The 19465-nt window shown below is 60.6% G+C and carries 16 protein-coding genes; 2 read left to right on the forward strand and 14 right to left on the reverse strand.

The features are described 5' to 3' along the window. Positions 1-58: 58 nt before the first annotated feature. Positions 59-1411 (forward strand): glutathione-disulfide reductase, encoded by a 1353-nt coding sequence (gene gorA, locus ACX3P5_RS17650; RefSeq protein WP_233986695.1) that lies wholly within the window; start codon positions 59-61, stop codon positions 1409-1411. Between the two features lie 96 nt (positions 1412-1507). On the opposite strand, the gene ACX3P5_RS17655 is transcribed toward gorA, so the two are convergent. The 4 genes from ACX3P5_RS17655 to ACX3P5_RS17670 form a co-directional block, all read right to left on the reverse strand. Further along, positions 1508-2404, reverse strand: coding sequence for an alpha/beta hydrolase (locus ACX3P5_RS17655; RefSeq protein ID WP_233986685.1), 897 nt, complete (start codon positions 2402-2404; stop codon positions 1508-1510). A 167-nt stretch (positions 2405-2571) separates the two neighbouring features. Then, entirely contained in the window at positions 2572-2910 is a 339-nt protein-coding gene (locus ACX3P5_RS17660) for a hypothetical protein (RefSeq protein WP_233986683.1), read from the reverse strand. 22 nt (positions 2911-2932) lie between these two features. Further along, complete coding sequence (locus ACX3P5_RS17665; RefSeq protein ID WP_233986681.1) at positions 2933-4279, reverse strand: cation:proton antiporter; 1347 nt, start codon at positions 4277-4279, stop codon at positions 2933-2935. A gap of 62 nt (positions 4280-4341) precedes the next feature. Continuing rightward, positions 4342-5547 (reverse strand): MFS transporter, encoded by a 1206-nt coding sequence (locus ACX3P5_RS17670; RefSeq protein WP_233986673.1) that lies wholly within the window; start codon positions 5545-5547, stop codon positions 4342-4344. Between the two features lie 93 nt (positions 5548-5640). On the opposite strand from ACX3P5_RS17670, the gene ACX3P5_RS17675 reads away from it, so the two are divergent. Beyond that, on the forward strand, positions 5641-6600 hold the full coding sequence (locus ACX3P5_RS17675; protein WP_233986671.1) for a LysR family transcriptional regulator: 960 nt from the start codon (positions 5641-5643) through the stop codon (positions 6598-6600). Positions 6601-6649: 49 nt separating this feature from the next. Here ACX3P5_RS17675 and ACX3P5_RS17680 read toward each other — a convergent pair whose 3' ends face one another. The 10 genes from ACX3P5_RS17680 to ACX3P5_RS17725 form a co-directional block, all read right to left on the reverse strand. Beyond that, positions 6650-7153 carry a TIGR00645 family protein gene (locus tag ACX3P5_RS17680; RefSeq protein ID WP_031377731.1) on the reverse strand — a complete coding sequence of 168 codons (504 nt, stop codon included), beginning with the start codon at positions 7151-7153 and terminating at the stop codon, positions 6650-6652. A 54-nt stretch (positions 7154-7207) separates the two neighbouring features. Further along, on the reverse strand, positions 7208-9883 hold the full coding sequence (gene kdpD / locus ACX3P5_RS17685) for a two-component system sensor histidine kinase KdpD (protein ID WP_233986669.1): 2676 nt from the start codon (positions 9881-9883) through the stop codon (positions 7208-7210). 16 nt (positions 9884-9899) lie between these two features. Continuing rightward, complete coding sequence (gene kdpC / locus ACX3P5_RS17690) at positions 9900-10466, reverse strand: potassium-transporting ATPase subunit KdpC (protein WP_336756824.1); 567 nt, start codon at positions 10464-10466, stop codon at positions 9900-9902. Between the two features lie 10 nt (positions 10467-10476). After that, complete coding sequence (gene kdpB / locus ACX3P5_RS17695) at positions 10477-12525, reverse strand: potassium-transporting ATPase subunit KdpB (protein WP_233986650.1); 2049 nt, start codon at positions 12523-12525, stop codon at positions 10477-10479. Beyond that, entirely contained in the window at positions 12522-14210 is a 1689-nt protein-coding gene (gene kdpA, locus ACX3P5_RS17700) for a potassium-transporting ATPase subunit KdpA (RefSeq protein WP_233986642.1), read from the reverse strand. The genes kdpB and kdpA overlap by 4 nt, the downstream gene beginning before the upstream one ends. Then, entirely contained in the window at positions 14210-14299 is a 90-nt protein-coding gene (kdpF, locus tag ACX3P5_RS17705; RefSeq protein WP_010253443.1) for a K(+)-transporting ATPase subunit F, read from the reverse strand. Before kdpF ends, kdpA begins: the two co-directional genes overlap by 1 nt. A gap of 108 nt (positions 14300-14407) precedes the next feature. Next, the gene (locus ACX3P5_RS17710; protein WP_458969054.1) at positions 14408-15574 is read right to left on the reverse strand and encodes an HD-GYP domain-containing protein; all 1167 of its coding nucleotides are present in this window, start codon (positions 15572-15574) and stop codon (positions 14408-14410) included. 180 nt (positions 15575-15754) lie between these two features. Then, positions 15755-16711 carry a 2-hydroxyacid dehydrogenase gene (locus ACX3P5_RS17715; protein ID WP_336756831.1) on the reverse strand — a complete coding sequence of 319 codons (957 nt, stop codon included), beginning with the start codon at positions 16709-16711 and terminating at the stop codon, positions 15755-15757. Then, positions 16692-18083 (reverse strand): MFS transporter, encoded by a 1392-nt coding sequence (locus tag ACX3P5_RS17720; protein WP_233986630.1) that lies wholly within the window; start codon positions 18081-18083, stop codon positions 16692-16694. Before ACX3P5_RS17720 ends, ACX3P5_RS17715 begins: the two co-directional genes overlap by 20 nt. Positions 18084-18953: 870 nt before the next feature. Continuing rightward, complete coding sequence (locus ACX3P5_RS17725; protein WP_233986628.1) at positions 18954-19454, reverse strand: GNAT family N-acetyltransferase; 501 nt, start codon at positions 19452-19454, stop codon at positions 18954-18956. Positions 19455-19465 lie beyond the last annotated feature (11 nt).

The following is a 19465-nucleotide window of genomic DNA, read 5'->3' on the forward strand; positions in this document are numbered from 1 at the left end:
TTCGACCCGCAGCGTTACACTCTATGCCAATTTTTCATGCAACCGGATGGATACTTCAATGACCCGACATTTCGACTATCTCGCCATCGGCGGCGGCAGCGGCGGCATCGCCTCGATCAACCGTGCAGCCATGTATGGCCAGAAATGCGCCCTGATTGAAGCTAAAGAACTGGGTGGCACCTGCGTTAACGTGGGATGCGTACCAAAGAAAATTATGTGGCATGCTGCGCAAATCGCCGAAGCTATCCATCTCTACGGGCCAGACTACGGCTTCGACACCACGGTTAACCGCTTCGACTGGGCCACGCTGGTAAAAAACCGCACGGCCTATATCGATCGTATCCACACCTCTTACGATAACGTGCTGGGTAAAAACAACGTTGAAGTGATCAAAGGTTTCGCCCGTTTTGTTGATGCGCACAGCGTCGAAGTCAACGGCGAGATCATCACGGCTAACCATATCCTGATTGCCACCGGCGGGCGTCCCAGCCAGCCATCGATTCCGGGTGCGGAATACGGCATTGATTCCGACGGCTTCTTTGAACTGGATGCGCTGCCTAAGCGGACTGCGGTAGTGGGCGCGGGTTATATCGCCGTTGAACTGGCGGGCGTGGTGAATGCACTGGGATCGGAAACCCATCTGTTTGTGCGTAAACATGGTCCGCTGCGCGACTTCGATCCGCTGATCACCGAGACGCTGGTGGAAGTGATGAACAGCGAAGGCCCGACGCTGCATACCGAATCAATTCCGAAAGCAGTGATTAAAAACGACGATGGCAGCCTGACGCTGCAGCTGGAAAACGGCAGCGACTTTACCGTGGATTGCCTGGTGTGGGCGATTGGTCGTGAACCGGCTAACGACAACCTGAATATCGCGGCTGCGGGCGTGGCGCTGGACGAAAAAGGCTATATCAAAGTCGATAAGTTTCAGAACACCAACGTATCTGGCGTTTATGCGGTCGGTGACAATACCGGCGCGGTAGAACTGACGCCGGTCGCCGTGGCGGCGGGTCGTCGCCTCTCTGAGCGCCTGTTCAACAACAAGCCGGACGAGCATCTCGACTACAGCAACATCCCGACCGTGGTCTTCAGCCATCCGCCGATTGGCACCATCGGGCTGACTGAACCGCAGGCGCGTGAGCAGTATGGCGACGATCAGGTGAAAGTGTACAAATCGGCATTTACCGCCATGTACACCGCCGTGACCCAGCATCGCCAGCCGTGCCGCATGAAGCTGGTCTGCGTCGGTGCCGAGGAGAAGATCGTCGGTATTCACGGTATCGGATTTGGTATGGATGAGATGCTGCAGGGCTTCGCGGTGGCGCTGAAAATGGGTGCCACCAAAAAAGACTTCGACAATACCGTGGCGATTCACCCGACCGCAGCGGAAGAGTTCGTAACCATGCGCTAAGCCGCCACGGCAGAGTGCTTCAGACAGGCGACTCCGGTCGCCTGTTTTTTTTGCCTGCGATAAGGAGAGTGCAGGACTGCACCACCGCAGGGCAACTCAGCTCACGCGATCCAGCCAGCGCACATATGCCTGATCCCATAACGCGGCGGGCGTTCCCGCTTTGCCGAGCCCAAAGCCGTGACCGCCTTTACTGATCTGAATCAGCTCGACCGGCACCCGATTACGGCGACAGGTGTCGTGCATCAGTTCGGTGTTAAACGGATTGGAGGTGTGGTCGTCTTCAGCCTGCGCCAGAAAGGTCGGCGGATACTGTCGGGTGACATAGTTCTGTACCGACCAGTTAGCCTCATCCTGCGGCGTGGCATTTTTGCCGACCATCATCAGGTGCGTATTGGTGTGCTGATAAGGCGCTTCCAGCGTAATCACCGGGTAGATCAGGCCAACGCTATCCACTTTTGGCACCACCTCATCCAGCGGATCGATGGCCGGATAGGACTCAAACGTGGGCCGCGCCGCCGCCATGCCTAACAGATGACCACCGGCCGAGAAGCCCAGCACATGCACCTTACGCTCAAAGGATCGCACCAGCCGAATCGCCCGCTGTGCATCCTGCAGCGGAGCCAGCCGGCCCGCCTGCCACTTCTCATGCGGTAAACGATAGCTGAGCACATAGGCGGTGTAGCCGTTGGCGTTCAGCCAGCGCGCGACCGGCCAGGCTTCGCGTCCCATGCCAATCCAGCGATAGCCGCCGCCAGCGGCAATCAGTACCGCTTCACCGTTCGGATTTTCCGGCTTAAAACGCTGGATCGCCGGGCTGACGATATTTGACCATGAACCGCTGGAATTAATATGGAGTTCGCCGGATGGGCCGCCGCCGCCGGGCGGATCGTCCGGCCAGAGGGGAATAATGTCATCGCGGGCAAATAATTTGCCAGCGGTCATGGAGAGCCCAAGCGCTCCCGTGCCGAGAATAAAGCGTCGACGCGTAATCATGATGCCTGTTAAGTGATATCAAAACGCTCAGCCAGCCGTTGCGGCGGGCTACTGAATAAAGTGTGATGCAAGTCCGGTGCCATGGCTGGCGATTATGTACGCAATCCAGTGCCAAAATCCATAAAAAAACGCGCCCGGACGGCGCGTTTTTACCTTGACCAGACGAATTAATCTTCCTGCTGGAACTGTGCCATCACGGCCTGCTCACACTGTTGTTCATTGACCCGCAGTTTAGCGCGCTCATCGTCGCCCAGTTGCAGCCAGGCGCTGGCCACTTCACGCGCGGTATCTTCATCAAAACCGGGCTGGTTCATCGCCGTGGGCGACTGGCTGCGCGCCACGTACGATTTCATCTGCTCAACATATTGGTCCGCACTGGCGACCGATTTTTCGCTGCTGACAATGTGACACAGCTGGCTGGCATAGACATTCTGTTCACTGTCGTCCGCCGCCAGGGCGCTGCCAGAGGCCAGTACGCTCAGCAGCAGTATGTGGGTCACTCTCATTCTCTACTCCTGTTTTTCGGGGTTAAACCTTGCGCTGAAGGGCTTCCAGACGCCTTTGACGCCAGTTTAGCAGGGGTGACACGGTTGTGCCGTGTATTACCACGCTACAGACCACCAGGGTTAACGCCATATTGGTCATGATCTCCATCTGCGGCCCTTCCATGCCGTGCGTCCAGGCGTAGGCGATGTAGTTCAGACTGCCGATGCCGCGAATGCCAAGCCAGCCAATCAGCAGCCGCTGCCCCAGCGGCAGACCGGCGCGCAGCGTGACCAGCCAGACCGCCAGCGGGCGCACCACCACAAACAGCACCAGCCCCAGCAGCACACCATAGAGATTCCAGTGCTGCGCCAGCGTGACGCCCAGCACCACCATCATGCCCGCCGCCAGTAACCGTTCAATGGTGTCACCAAACGACAGCGCATCGCCGACCACAAAGCCTATCGACTTCACCATGCTGCTATCGCCCTGGTGCGCCAGTCGCTTATTCGGGTTGACCAGCGCTTCAGACGGCAGCACCCGTTCATCTTCGGAGAGATCCTCGGGCTGATGGCGACGGAACACGCCCAGCTCGGCGCGGCGCAGGCCCAGACCCGCGGCAAAGGCCGCCAGGAAGCCGGAAGCACCCAGCCACTGCACCAGCGAATAACTGAGTGCAATCAGCGCCAGCGCCAGAAAGTCGTTGGGCGCAACGTCGCCATTGGCGTTACGCAGTCTGGTCGCCAGGATGCCGATCAAACGGCCCAGGCTGAAACCGATGACCAGGCCGCCACCGATCGCCCATATCACCTCTTTCGCGCCCCAGTGCGCCAGCATCGCGCCGTTCAGGCTTTCGCCATTAAATAGCAGCAGGGCCAGCACCAGCAGCGGCAGCGCGGAGCCATCGTTCATCCCGGCTTCGCTGGAAATGGCGACGCGCAGCGAATCGTCATCCTGCGCATCGTTGACCGAGATTAAGCTCGCCAGCACCGGGTCGGTCGGGGCGACAATCGCCCCAAACGCCAGCGCGATAGGCCAGTCCAGCCCCACCAGATAGTGCGCCAGCAGCGTCATTGCGCCCACCGTAAGCAGCATGGCGGGAAAAGCCAGCCGCAGACCGGTATGCCAGCAGTTATTCTGTAACGGTAAACGCAGCTTCAGGCCGGTGATAAACAGCGACGCGGCCATGGTGATTTCGGTAATGTGGGCCACCGCTTCGGAATGGGTGACGATATCAATGTGCAGCACATCAAACGCCCACGGCCCGCACAACATACCAGCGATAAGAAACAGGCCAAACGAGGTCACCGGCCCCCGGTGAATCCAACCGGAAGCCAGTGACATCAGCAGCAGCAGGGCACCCGCTGCACCTGTCCAGGCTAAAAAGCTCATAACACTCCAGATTATTTCGGGTTTATGAATAAGCCTGGCACATTTTTTGACGGCCGCTGAAATCAGTTCTTCAGATGACGGCTGGCAAAGCGCACCGCCAGGCTGGCGGCACCGGCCAGGGTTGAAAGCGCCACCACGCCGTTCCAGCCCCAATGCGCCAGCGCCAGGCTACCCAGCGCCGCGCCGCTTGCCATACCGATAAACACCACGGTAAACAGCAACGCGTTCAGACGGCTGCGCGCTTCCGGCGCCAGGCCATAGACCAGCGTCTGATGCGCCACCAGCGTCGCCTGCACCCCTAAGTCGAAACCGATGGTGCTGACCACAATCAACGCCAGCTGGGCCGGCAGCGGCAGAAGCGGCAGCAGAAACATCAGGGCGAACGAGACGGTAACCAGTGCGGCGCCCGCCTGGGTTACCCTGGCCGGACCGATACGGTCAGCAAAGCTGCCGGCCAGCGGCGCAGCCATCGCACCGGCGGCACCGGCTAAACCAAAGGCACCGGCCACCGCGCTGTCGAGATGAAACCGATCGCTCAGCATTAACGCCAGCGTCGACCAGAAGGCGCTAAAACCGACCGACAGCAGTCCCTGCGCCAGTGCGGCACGGCGCAGCGTCTGATGATGACGCCACAGATGCGCCAGCGACAGCAGCAGACGCGGATAGCTGACCGACGTACCGGGCGTAAAGCGCGGCAGCACCCGCCACAGCGTCAGGCTGATCAGCAGCACCGCCAGCGCCGCTACCATATACATGGTGCGCCAGCCGAAATATTCGGCCACCACGCCACTGATCACCCGCGACAGCAGAATGCCGACCAGTAGGCCGGTCATCACCGTGCCGACCGTTTTACCGCGGCTGCGTTCCGGGGCCAGCGCCGCCGAAGCCGGTACAATATCCTGCGCCACCGTCGCGGTCAGGCCGGTTACGAAGCTGGCGATCAGCAAGGCGCTCAGCCCGCCAGAGAAACCACACAGCAGCAACGCCGCCACCAGCAACAATCCTTTGATAAAAATAATAGTACGGCGGTCATGGCGATCGCCAAGCGGCGCCAGCAATAAAATGCCCAGGGCATAGCCCGCCTGGGTCAGCATCGGCACCATGCCGACCGCGCCGATGCCGACGTTAAACTGTTTGCTGATGATATCCAGCATCGGCTGGCTGTAGTAAATCGATGCCACGCTCAGTCCGGCGCCTGCCGCCAGGGTAAAAACCAGCGGAGCGGGAAGCGTTTCGTTCGGAGTGGCGATGCTGCGTATGGCTGACATGGTGTGATCCTCATAAGTGCGTAAGGCTATTAGCGCATATCGCGGCCATACGCGGTAGACTACTGTCAGACAAAACTGTTATGCGTGGTGCGTATGAGCAATCCAGCGACCGGCGATCGTATCGACCTGATGCAGACTTTTATTCGTATCGTGGAAAGTGGCAGCCTCTCTGCCGCTGCCGCTCAGCTCGGCACCACCCAGCCGACCATCAGCCGGCGTCTGCAAGCCCTGGAGCAGCGGCTGGGCCTGAAGTTAATCCTGCGTACCACCCATGCACTGAAACTCACTGACGATGGCGAGCGCTGTTACGCTCAGGCGCGGCAATTACTGGCGACCTGGCATGCGCTGGAAGATGAGCTGACCGGTGCCAGCGACGAGCCGGTCGGTACGCTGCGGGTCCGTGCGCCGCACGCGTTTGGTCAGGATCAGCTGATCGCCCCGCTGGTCGACTACCTTCGCCGCTATCCGCGACTCAATATTGAGTGGATGCTCAATGACCGCACGCCCGATTTTATGGCGGAAAATGTCGACTGTGCCATTCAGGTCGGCGCGCCGACCGATCCCTCCGTGGTGGCGATTCTGCTGGCGGAAGTGCCGCGCATTGTGGTCGCGTCGCCCGAGCTGCTGGACCGTCATCCGCCGATTGAGCAGGTTGAACAGTTGCGCGATCTGCCGTGGCTGGCGCTGACCAGTTTTTATCGTAACGAAGTGGCACTACAGAAGATTGACGACGGCCAGCCGATCAATCTGGCTATCACGCCGCGACTGAGCAGTGACAGTTTATATGCGGTCCGTAAAGCGGCGCTGGCGGGGATGGGCGCGGCGATCGTGTCGTCGTGGGTGGTGCAGGAGGATTTAGCGGACGGACGGCTGATTCAGCTGACGCCGCAGTGGCAGGCACCGCCGCTGCCGATCTGGCTGACCTATCCGTGGGCCAGCTACTATCCGGCCCGGCTGCAGCATTTTTTTACCATGATCAAAGCGGTGATGCCGCAGCTGGCAGGAACTCAGCCCGCCACCGCAGCGCGTCGTCAGGCGAAATCGGGGCAATAAAGGCGATGGCGGGCGGGGCAAAAAGCGGGTGCTCTGGCACCCGCCTCACTCAGTGGCCTTTCTTGTCGCCACGCGACATATTATCCAGCCAGCCCATCACAAAGGCAGAGAGCACAAACGTCAGGTGGATAATCACGTACCACATCAGTTTGTCATTGGCGACGTTGCGCGCCTCCATGAAGACCCGCAGCAGGTGAATCGAGGAGATAGCGACAATCGACGCCGCCACTTTATTCTTCAGCGAGCCGGAATCCATCTTGCCGAGCCAGCTCAGCTTCTCTTTGCTTTCGTCGATATCGAGTTTAGAAACAAAGTTCTCGTAGCCCGACAGCATCACCATCACCAGCAGTCCGCCAACCAGCGTCATGTCGACCAGCGACAGCAGCAGCAGGATCAGATCGTTTTCCGCGATGCTGAAAATGTTGGGCAGCAGGTGGAAAATTTCCTGGAAAAATTTGATGGTCAGCGCCAGCAGGCCGAGTGAAAGTCCAATGTAAACCGGAGCCAGCAACCAGCGCGATGCATACATCAGGTTTTCGGTAAAACGTTCCATACATTCCCAATAATAATCAGACAGGTCGGGCAGTATAACTGATCAACTGTGAAGTTATTTCAGCCCTTCGTCAGAAATTTCCGGAACCGGCGGCAGCGGCAGCGAGAGACGAAATGCGGCGCCGCCTTCAGGCCGGTTCTCCGCCCAGATCTGCCCGCCGTGACTCTCAACAATGGTTTTACAGATCGCCAGCCCCAGCCCGACGCCGGGAACCGCCGACTCTTTATCGCCACGCGAGAACTTATCGAAAATCCGGCTTAAATCGGCGTCTGCAATGCCGGGCCCGCCATCCCAGACGGCAATCTCCAGCCGCGTCCCGGCACGCCAGGCACGAATCCCGCGCGGCGCGCAGTTACCGGCATACTTGAGGCTGTTCTCAATCAGGTTGGTGAAGACCCGCTCCAGCAGGGTGCTGTCGCCTTTAATCAGCACGATATCGTCCGGCAGATCGAGCTGGACCTCATGCCCTTTCAGCGACGGTGCCATGCTGCTCAGCGCCCCGCCGATCACCTCTTCCAGCGCCAGCCACTCTTCACGCAGGTTCAGCCCGCCCGACTGAATGCGCGCCATATCCAGCATGTTGCTCACCAGCCGGATGGTGCTCAGCGTCTGCTCACGGATCTGGCTGGCCTGCGGCACATATTTTGAGTTGTCGCTGGCGAGGTCGAGCATCAGCATCTCCGCCTGACCAAACAGCACGGTCAGCGGAGTACGCAGGTCGTGTGACAGGGCAGAGAGCAGCGCATTGCGCAGCTGCTCCCGCTCTGCCGACAGCCGCGACGCCGCCTCGCTGTGCGACAGCGCCATCCGCTCCAGCGCGTTGGCGATCAGCACCGTAAAGGTTTCCACCAGCCGCTGCTGCTCGGGGATCATCAGCTGCCGCAGATTTTGCGGCTCCACCACCAGCAGGCCGCGGCAGTGCGCGCCACTTTTCAGCGGCAGAATCTGGTACGGCACCGCCGGTAAGGTGTCGGTTCCGGCACCGGCCGGCTGGCCTTTGCTGTAGCTCCACTTAGCGATGGCGCGATCCGGTTCACTGGCGGGCAGCGCATCGCCCACCGGATGCAGTTCGTCCTGCTCATCCGGCAGCAGCAGCAGACAGCGCGCCTGTAACGTCGCATCCAGCACCCGCTGACTGGTGGCGGCAATATCCTGCGGCGTTAAGGCGCTGCCGAGGGATTTCGCCATCTCATAGAGCTGGCGCGCCCGCTGCTCGCGGTAGCGCGCCACCCGCGCCTGATAACGCACTCCGGCGGTCAGGTTGCCGACAATCACCCCGACCGCCAGCATTACGCCGAAAGTCACCAGATATTGCAGGTCAGAGACCGCCACTGTGCCGGTGGGTGCCACAAAGAAGAGATCGAAGGCGAGAATATTCATCACCGTGGCGATCACCGATGGCCAGCGTCCATAGCGCAGCGCCACGATCACCACCGCCAGCAGGTAGATCATCACGCAGTTAGCGGGATCGAAACCGATCAGCAGCGACTGACCGGCGACGGTCACCAGGATGCACAGCACCAGCGCCATCATTACGCCGCGCAGCTGGATACGCCACTTGTCGCTGGTGACCCGCCCGTCCGCCAGCGGATGCGGCGCGTCGTGCAGCGGCTCATCCAGCGCCACCACCAGCAGATCGAGATCGGGGCCGAGCTGGCCCAGCCGCTCGGCAAAACTGTCACGCCGCCAGCGCCGCAGCGGGCGTCGGCCGGTGACGATTTTGCCGAGATTGTGCTCGCGGGCGTATCGCAGCACCGCTTCCGCTTCATCAGGATCGGAGAGCGTGGCGGTTTCCGCGCCCAGCTCCTGCGCCAGCTGCAACGTACGCAGAATCGCCCGCCGCCGCGCTTCCGGTAGCCGGTTCAGCCGCGGCGTCTCGACATAGACCGCATGCCATTCACTGCCGAGCCGCGCCGCCAGCCGTGCGGCGGTACGCACCAGTTTTTCACTGCCGCTATCATCGCCGATGCACAGCAGAATCGCATCGCGGGTGTGCCAGACCCGATCCCGTCCCTGCTGATCGCGCCAGGCGCGCATCTGGTCATCAACCCGGTCGGCGGTACGACGCAGCGCCAGTTCGCGCAGGGCAAACAGGTTGCCCTTGCGGAAAAAATTCTCAATGGCGCGTTCGGCGCGGTCACCGATATAGACCTTGCCCTCTTTCAGCCGCTGCCGCAGATCGTCAGGCGGCAGATCGACCAGCACTACCTCGTCGGCGCTGTCGAAAAAGGGATCGGGCACGGTTTCGCGCACCTGAATACCGGTGACGCCGCCCACCACATCGTTGAGGCTCTCCAGATGCTGCACGTTGACGGTGGTCAGCACGTCAATGCCCGCCTCCAGCAGCTCCTCAATGTCCTGCCAGCGTTTGGGATGGCGCGAACCCTGAACGTTGGTGTGCGCCAGTTCGTCCATCAGGATCACCGCCGGATGGCGCGCCAGCGCCGCATCGAGATCAAACTCGGCGTGGCGTGAGCGACCAGTGGCGCGGCGCGGCAGCAGAGTTAAGCCGGTCAGCAGCTGCGCCGTTTCCGGCCTGTCGTGGGTCTCGACCACGCCGATCAGCACATCCAGCCCCTGCGCCCGCAGCCGTTGCGCCTCCTGCAGCATGGCGTAGGTTTTGCCAACGCCTGCGCAGGCGCCAAAGTAGATTTTCAGCCGCCCGCGATGGCTGTCGCGGTTAGCCTGCAACAGAGCATCGGGATCGGGGCGCGTCGGTTCGTGGTTCATAGGGTCCTTGTCGGCATTACAGATCGCTGAGCGCCAGGTTGAGCTGCAGCACATTGACCGTCGGATCGCCGAGGAACGGCATCAGCGGCCGGTGAGTCTGCTGATCGATCAGCGCCTCTACCTGGGCTAAGGGTATCTGACGGCTGGCGGCGATACGCGGTGCCTGCCAGCGGGCTGCGTCAGGTGAAATATCGGGGTCCAGTCCGCTGGCCGAGGCGGTGACCAGCTCAACCGGCACCGCGGTCGGCGCCTGCGGATTGGCAGCGCGCAGCGCGGCAACCCGTTCAGCGACCGCTTTATCCAGCGCCGGATTGCTGGCGGCCAGATTGCTGCCGCCCGAGGCCAGCGGATTATAGGGCCGATCGCTGCTGGCAGAAGGGCGACCCCAGAAATAACCGGGCTGGGTAAAGTTCTGCCCAATCAGCGCCGACCCGCGCGCCACGCCCTGTTTCTCCAGTAACGATCCGTTGGCCTGCGCCGGAAACAGCGCCTGCGCCAGGCCGGTGGTGAGCAAAGGATAAACCACGCCGCTGATAACGGTAAGCAGCAACAACAGTAAAATCGCCGGACGTAACTGACTCATTTTCTTCTCCTCAGGCCATGCCTGACAGCACTAACAGCAAATCGATCGCTTTGATGCCGACAAACGGCACCAGCAGGCCACCCAGCCCGTAGATCAGCAGGTTGCGGCGCAGCAGGGCCGCGGCGCTCAGCGGGCGATAGCTGACCCCCTTCAGCGCCAGCGGAATCAGAAACACAATCACCAGCGCGTTAAAGATTACCGCCGACAGAATCGCGCTGGCCGGTGAGTGCAGATGCATCACGTTGAGCATGTTGAGTTGCGGATAGGTGGCCGCAAACGCCGCCGGAATAATGGCGAAATATTTCGCCACGTCGTTGGCGATGCTAAAGGTGGTCAGTGAACCGCGCGTCATCAGCATCTGTTTACCGATGTGTACCACTTCCAGCAGTTTGGTCGGGTTCGAATCGAGATCGACCATGTTGCCCGCCTCTTTCGCCGCCTGGGTACCGGAGTTCATCGCCACCGCCACGTCGGCCTGGGCCAGCGCCGGCGCATCGTTGGTGCCGTCACCGGTCATCGCCACCAGCCGTCCTTCTGCCTGATACTGGCGGATCAGCGCCAGTTTGGCTTCCGGCGTCGCCTCGGAAAGAAAATCATCCACGCCCGCTTCGGCGGCAATCGCCGCGGCGGTCAGTGGGTTATCGCCGGTGATCATCACGGTTTTGATGCCCATCTTGCGCAGCTCGGCAAAGCGCTCTTTAATGCCGCCTTTGACGATATCTTTCAGCGCCACCACACCCAGCACTTTCGCCCCTTCTGCCACCACCAGCGGCGTACCACCGGTGCGCGCCACCTCTTCAACCCGGGCATTCACCTCGGCCGGAAACGCGCCGTGGCTGGCTTCAATATGGCGACGTACCGCATCGACCGCGCCTTTACGGATCAGCCGGTCCTGCACGTTGACGCCGCTCATCCGGGTCTGCGCCGAGAACGGAATAAAGCTGGCGCCCATGCTGCTGAGATCGCGCTCACGCAGATTAAATCGCTGTTTCGCCAGCACCACGATGCTGCGACCTTCCGGTGTTTCATCGGCCAGCGAGGCGAGCTGAGCGGCATCCGCCAGTTGCTCTTCGCTGACGCCCGGTGCCGGCAGAAACTGCGTCGCCTGACGGTTGCCCAGGGTGATGGTGCCGGTTTTATCCAGCATCAGCACATCCACATCACCCGCCGCTTCCACCGCGCGGCCGCTGGTAGCGATAACGTTAGCACCCAGCATCCGGCTCATCCCCGCCACGCCAATCGCCGACAGTAAGCCGCCGATGGTGGTCGGGATCAGACAGACCAGCAGCGCCACCAGCACCGTGACGCTGACCGGCGTCCCGCCCCACGCCGAGAACGGCCAGAGGGTGACGGTCGCCAGCAGAAACACGATGGTGAGCGACACCAGCAGAATGGTCAGGGCGATCTCATTCGGGGTTTTACGCCGTTTGGCCCCTTCCACCATGGCGATCATCCGGTCAAGGAAGGTTTCGCCCGGATTGGCGCTACAGGTGATCACCAGCCAGTCCGAGAGAATGCGGGTCCCGCCGGTTACCGACGCGAAATCACCGCCCGATTCACGGATGACCGGCGCGGATTCGCCGGTAATCGCGCTCTCATCCACCGAAGCTCCGCCTTCTATCACTTCGCCGTCGCACGGAATGATGTCGCCCGCTTCCACCAGCACCGCGTCGCCTTTACGCAGCTGATCGGCGCTCACCTGCTGCCACTCTGCGCCATAGCGCGCCGCCGTGAGTTTTTTGGCAAAGCTGGTCTTTTTCACCCCTTTCAGGCTGCTGGCCTGGGCTTTACTGCGCCCTTCCGCCAGCGCCTCGGCCAGATTGGCAAACAGCACGGTGAACCACAGCCAGACCGCAATTGCGCCGGTAAAACTGGCGCTGCCGTTCAGTTTGCCAGCCAGCATCGCCAGCGCCAGCAATGAGGTGAGAATGCTGCCAAGGTAGACCACAAACATCACCGGATTACGGAACTGCACCCGTGGATCGAGCTTTTTCAGCGCATCCCAGGCTGAAGTACGCAGCAGCGCCGCGTCAAATAACGCCTGTTGTTGACGACTCATGAGGATTGTCCCTGAACAAGTTGCAGATGCTCAGCCACCGGGCCCAGCGCCAGAGCAGGAATAAAGGTCAGCGCCCCCACCAGCAGCACGGTACCGACCAGCAGCGCAATAAACAGCGGGCCGTGAGTCGGCAGTGTGCCGTTGCCCACCGGCTGCACTTTTTTCACCGCCATGGCACCGGCAATCGCCAGCACCGGAATGATGATGCCGAAGCGACCCAGCAGCATGCAGGCGGCCAGCAGCAGGTTCCAGAACGGCGTGTTGGCGCTCAGCCCGGCAAAGGCGCTGCCGTTGTTATTGGCCGCCGACGAGACCGCGTAGAGCACTTCACTGAAGCCGTGAATGCCGGGGTTAGCCATCGCTGAGCGACCGGCGTCCGTCATCATCGCCAGCGCGGTGCCGATTAACACCAGTGCCGGCGTCACCAGAATCGCCAGCGCGGTCATTTTCATCTCCCATACGTCGATCTTTTTACCGAGAAATTCCGGGGTACGGCCGATCATCAGCCCGGCGATAAATACCGCCAGCAGCACAAACAGCAGCATCCCGTAGAGTCCGGCACCGACGCCGCCGAACACCACTTCACCCAGCTGCATCAGCCACATCGGCACCATGCCGCCCAGCGCGGTGAAGGAGTCGTGCATGGCGTTGACCGCACCGCAGGAAGCCGCCGTGGTGATCACCGCAAACAGGCTGCTGTTAAGAATGCCAAAGCGGGTCTCTTTGCCCTCCATGTTGATGGCGCTGTCGGCCCCCAGCTGGAGGAAGTGCGGGTTGCCGCGCAGTTCGGCCCACATGACGACTGCCACCGCCACCACAAACATCAGCGTCATCGCCCACAGCAGCATGTTGCCCTGACGGCGATCGCGCACGCTTTCACCAAAGGCAAAGCAGAGCGCCGCCGGGATCAGGAAAATGCTCAGCATCTGGATCAGGTTGGTCAGCAGATTCGGATTTTCAAACGGATGAGAGGAGTTGGCGTTAAAGAAGCCGCCGCCGTTGGTGCCGAGCATTTTGATCGCTTCCTGCGAGGCGACCGGGCCCATCGCCAGCGTTTGCTGCGTGCCTTCCAGCGTGGTAAGCGTGTGATAAGGCGACAGCGTCTGAATGCTGCCCTGGCTGACAAACACCAGCGCCATCAGCAGGCTGATTGGCAGCAGCACATAGAGCGTGATGCGCGTCAGGTCACGCCAGGCGTTGCCGAGCGTCCCGATGCCGCGCTGGGCGAAGCCGCGAATCAGCGCAAACGCCACCGCAATACCGGTCGCCGCCGACAGGAAGTTCTGCACCGTCAGGCCCACCATCTGACTGAAATAGCTCAGGGTGCTTTCACCGCTGTAGGACTGCCAGTTGGTGTTGGTGACGAAGCTGACCGCGGTATTGAGCGCCAGATGCCAGCTCAGGCCCGGCAGTCCCTGCGGGTTAAGCGGCAGCGTGCCCTGCAGCAGTAAAATCGCCAGCAGCAGCGCAAAGCCGAGCGCATTAAACAGCAGGATCGCCAGCAGGTAGTGCGGCCAGCGCATCTCGCTTTGCTCTGCGCCCAGCAGTCGCCACAGCGGCGCTTCGGCCCGGGCGAACACCGGCTTATCGGCAATCAATGCCGCCAGCCCGCGGCCAAGCGGCTGCGCCAGCACCATTAACAGCAGCAGGTAACATCCGACGAGTAAAAAAGCATTAGCCGCCATCAGAAGGCCTCCGCATTTAACAGGGCATAGATCAGATAGCCCAGTAACAACACCACCAGCACAATGCCGGTTATTACGCCCACGCTCACAGGAACCTCCAGAGGTTTGGATTTGCTGATTAGCTTGCGCGGCGGCGTATAAAGAAGGGGTTAAAATGCAGCGGGCGGGCGTAAAAATAGTGTAAAAATGGCGAAAAATCAGGCGACTTCCAGCGCCCAGATGCGGTTGAGGTCGACATTGCCCCACCGCGTGCTGTCTTCCGCCCCGACGATGCTGTCGGTACAGAAGCTGTCGCCAAGGTCGAGCTCTTCCGGTTTCACTTCGCGCTGGGCGTGCAGCGACCAGAAAACGTGGACACAGGGCTTCATCAGCGATTTTTCACCCGCTTTCACCACCAGTGCCACCCGACCTGAGGCCAGCCGCACCAGTGAACCGACCGGATAAATGCCGATGGTGCGGACAAAGGCGTGCAGCAGGCCGTTATCGAAGTGGCCGCGCCAGCTCAGCATCTGATGCATCGCCTCGGCGGGCGTCCAGCCGGTGCGGTAGGCGCGCGTCGAGGTGATGGCGTCATAGACATCGCACACCGTCGCCATGCGGGCATAGAGCGAAATCTCCTCGCCTTTCAGGCCGTGCGGATAGCCGCTGCCGTCATACTTTTCATGATGGTGCAGCGCAATATCCAGCAGATCGGCGTCGGCATTGGCCTCCATCAGCATCTGCGCGCCGACGATGGGGTGCTGCCGCATGATAGTAAATTCGTCGTCGGTCAGCTTGCCCGCTTTGTTCAGGATCGCCAGCGGCACCGCCGCTTTGCCCACATCATGCAGCAAGCCGCCCATCCCGACGCGCCGCAGCTGGATCTCATTCAGCCCGAGCCTTTTACCCAGCGAAATCATCAGCCCGCAGACCGCCATCGAATGCAGATAGGTATAATCATCGTGATTTTTCAGCCGCGCCACGCTCAGTAGCGCAGAAGGCTCACGCCGGATCGATCCGGAGATTTCATCCACCAGATCCATCATATAATCGAGGTTAAGGCTGGTCCCGAGACGCGCCTCGTTAAACATTGCCAGCACTTTCGATTTGCCCTGCTGAAAGATCTGCTGCGCCTGATCCAGCTCCTGGAAAAACGGCGTCCGGGCGATCGACCTTTTTGTCACAACCGGCGCGATCGGCGCCTGCACCGATCGATCGAGGTCGATCCAGAGTTGCTGGATCCCTTCGTTGCGTAGCATAGCGATTTGTCGTGGATCGGTGATTAGCATCTGGTTGCGAATACGTTTGTCTTTTATCCACCAGACCTCCAGTTTGTGGATAAACATGCCTGGACGTAATTCGTCAACGGTAATCAGCTTTATCACGATATCACTCCTTAATATCAGCGGGGGGTAAGGTGATATCGGCAGCTGGACAAAATTTCTTCAGGCCGTTTTGTGCGGAGTGTGTGGTCGGAGGAGGCAGGATAAATCGCGGGGAAAAGCATCCTGTTCACAGGTTTTCGCTGGCACTACGGCGATGCCCGCCACGGCATCGCCGGTACGTTACGCTACCGGGGTCAGCACCGCTTTACCGCTGGCGAACGCCAGCATATTTTCGAACACCAGATCGGCCATCGCCGCCATGGTTTCTGTGGTATTGCTGGCGATGTGCGGGGTGATCACCACGTTGTCACACTGACGCAGCGCCGCAGGCACCTGCGGTTCCTGCTCAAACACATCCAGCCCGGCCCCGGCGATCTGCCCGCTTTCCAGCGCCGCAATCAGCGCTTGCTGATCGACCACGCTGCCGCGCGCAATATTAATCAGATAACCCTGCGGACCCAGCGCCTGCAGGACTTCGGCGTTGATGATCTGCCGTGTGGCCGCCCCGCCGGGCAGCGTCAGCACCAGGAAATCTGCCTGCTGCGCCAGTGAGACAAGGCTGTCGTGACGGATATAAGGCACATCCGGGCGTGAGCGCGGGTTGTAGTAGTGAATCGTCATATCAAACGCCTGCGCCCGCTTTGCCACCGCCTGACCGATATTGCCCAGCCCGACGATGCCGCACACCTTGCCACCCACTTTGCGGCTCAGCGGAAAACGTCCCTGCTGCCAGTGGCCGGCGCGGGTAAAGCGGTCCGCTTCGCTGATGCGTCGCGCCACGTCCAGCAGCAGCGCCATGCCGAGGTCCGCGACGCACTCATTCAGTACCTCGGGCGTATTGGTCACCACAATGTTGCGCGCCCGGGCCGCCGCCATGTCGATGCTGTCGTAACCGACGCCGTTGCTGCAGATCGCCCTGAGATTGGGCAGCGCCGCAATCAGCGCCGCCGGTGCGCCCATTACCGCATTGCCGCTGGTGACCAGCATGTCGATTTTTGCACCCATTTCCGCCAGAAAAGCCGCTTCGTCGTCCGCTTCCCACAGCCGATAGGCGGTAAAAGACGTTTCGATATTCGCTATCAGCTGTGGTGGCAGAAATTTTCCCTTAATCAGCACGTTACATTGCTTTAATGCCATCTTCTTTCCCCTGTTTTTCGTAGGATACCGGCCGTTGATTCTGTTCGCCGACCCGTTCAATCGGTCCCATCACCAGCAGGAACAGCAGTGCCGCCACCACACAGTGCGCAGCAACGAAGGCCAGCCCGATGCCGTAGCTGCCGGTCAGGCCGACGATGATGCCGAACAGCAGCGGCGTGGTGAAACCGGCGATATTGCCGATGCCATTAAAAATTGATCCTGCCAGGCCGACCGCTTCTTTCGGCGCGGTGTCGCTGATCACCGTCCAGGTTCCGGCACCCGCCGCCACTCCTTTGCCATAAAATGCAAATGACATAATGGCGATAATGCCGACGTTGCTGGGGATGACCGCCGCCAGCACCAGGCTGGCCGCCATCAGCATCCCGACGATATAGGGCGTTTTGCGCGCCCAGGAGACGCTCCAGCCTCTGGCAATCAGTTTGTCAGAGATATAGCCGCCGCTGATGCCGCCGAGGAAGCCGAACAGCGCCGGTGCAATGGTGGCAAAGCCCGCTTCCATGATGTCCATCCCGCGCGCCTGCACCAGATAGATTGGAAACCAGGTAATGAAGAAGTAGCTCAGCGCGATAATGCAGTACTGGCCGAGATAGGCGCACCACAACATGCGGTTAGTCAGTAGCTTTCTGAACATCGCTTTACTGACCGGCGGACGCGCTTTAAGGGTCTGTGCGGCGTCGATATCCACCAGGCCGCCGCCTTTAATAATGTGCTGCAGTTCGCTTTCTGATACGCCGGGATGGTTGCGCGGCTCGCGCATATAGGCGGCCCAGACAAACACCGCCAGCACGCCGATACCGCCCAGCACGAAGAACGGCCATTCCCAGCCGAAGCGCGATACCAGCCAGCCCGACAGCGGCGAGAAGATGGCGACAGCGAAATATTGTGCCGAGCTGAACAGCGACGAGGCGCGACCGCGCTCTGCGCCAGGGAACCACATAATCACCACCCGCGCATTGGCGGGAAAGCTGGGGGCTTCAATCAGTCCCAGCAGAAAACGCAGGCCGAACATCAGCATCAGTGCGCCGCTCAGGCCGGTGGAGAACTCACCGACGAAGCCCATCGCCAGCGTCGAGACCGACCAGAGCGCCAGCGTCACGCCATAGACCTTTTTGGCACCAAAGCGATCGAGAAACAGCCCGCCGGGGATCTGCCCAATGACATAAGCCCAGCTGAAGGCGGAGAGGATCAGCCCGAGCTGGATCGCTGACAGGCCGAACTCCTCTTTAATCGCCGATCCGGAGATCGACAGGATCGAACGGTCGGCATACGCCACCACCGACAGAAACAGGATCAGACACAGGATCCAGATGCGAACATGGGTGGTGCGGGTGGTCGTTTTGTCTTTAACCATGAGGTGAATTCCTTAAAAAGCGGCGGGTTACGTCGCGAGGTTTTTTTCAGGAATACCGCTGAGATTCCCCTGTTGAGCAAATATAGATAGGAGGCTAATCATTGGTCATTGTGCGAATGTTGAGATCGTCGACGCTGATTTGGCTTAATTCTGGCAACCGCCACAACCGCCAGTGCGGCGCTGCACAAAAGCAGAAAAAGCCGCTGCGTTGTGCCGGAGAATGTGCGCCAGATCGAGGAATTAGCGCCAGCCGACAGCTATGGCTTAATGCTCGTCAGTTAAGCGACCGGTGATAACGCAGTCTGGTGCCGCTCCGGGGCTGGCGGTCCTCGCGCCGCTGCGCGGTTCCTTCACGTCATTCCTCTGCCTGACGGACCGCCGGGGATGGCACATCCTGTGCCGCCCCGCCTTTCGCCCGCGTCCTGCGGGCTCTCCTGGCAGACTCATTCTGTTTAGCGCTGCGGATTGCCTGCCCCTGATCGGCCCCCGCCTGCTCTGAAACTTCAGTGTGTATTGTTAAAAAGGGCACAAGAGTGGAGGCCTGAGCGCCTCTGCTGCTGAAAGGGCTATCCGCAGCGCTGAGGCGTGACGTTGGGCCAGAACGCCACGCCGGGAAGCGTGGAGAGTTCGGGGCCGGCCAGGGAGGGCCGATCCGCGAACGGTTCGTCGGCACGACGTCAAAGCCGAAGGTACCGCGCAGCGGCGCGAGGACGGCCCGGCAGCAGCAGAGGTGCTCAGGCCCGCACGCCGGCACGCCTGCCCAAAAAAAGCTGCCACGTCTGACCGTGACAGCCTTTGCAAATTTAACCTTAAATGACGAGCATGAGTCTCAATGGCCTGGCTTGATCAGAACAGCCTGACCACCGTCTGTCAGGCCTCGTGCAGCAGTTTCGCCATCACCACCACGTCATGCAGTTTACCGTCACGCAGTGCCGCCTGACGAAGAACCCCTTCCCGCTCAAACCCCAGACGCTGATAGAGCCGAAGCGCCCGTTGATTGTCGTGAAACACTTCCAGCTGCATACGGCTGATGCCGAGCCAGTTGCGCGAATAGTCGAGCGCGGTGCGGATCAGCCGTTCGCCCACGCCGCGGCCGCTAAAGGCGGGATCGACGCCCAGCCCGAAACTGATGCTGTGCCGGGTGCGCGGTTTATTATCGACAAACAAGGTCAGCTCTCCGGCCATCTCCCCGTCGATTTCCGCCACAAAGGCGATAAACCCTTCGGCATCCATTTTCAGGAACTTTTTCTCCCAGGTCGCGACGCTGGGAAACGGCAACTGTAGCGTCCAGGGGTAGACATCAGGGTGACTGTAGAGCCGCTGATAGGCGGCGGCATCGTGAGGTTCGCGTCCCCGAATGGTAATTTCCATATTTTCTCCTG

It is taken from the genome of Pantoea sp. S-LA4, assembly GCF_054482835.1.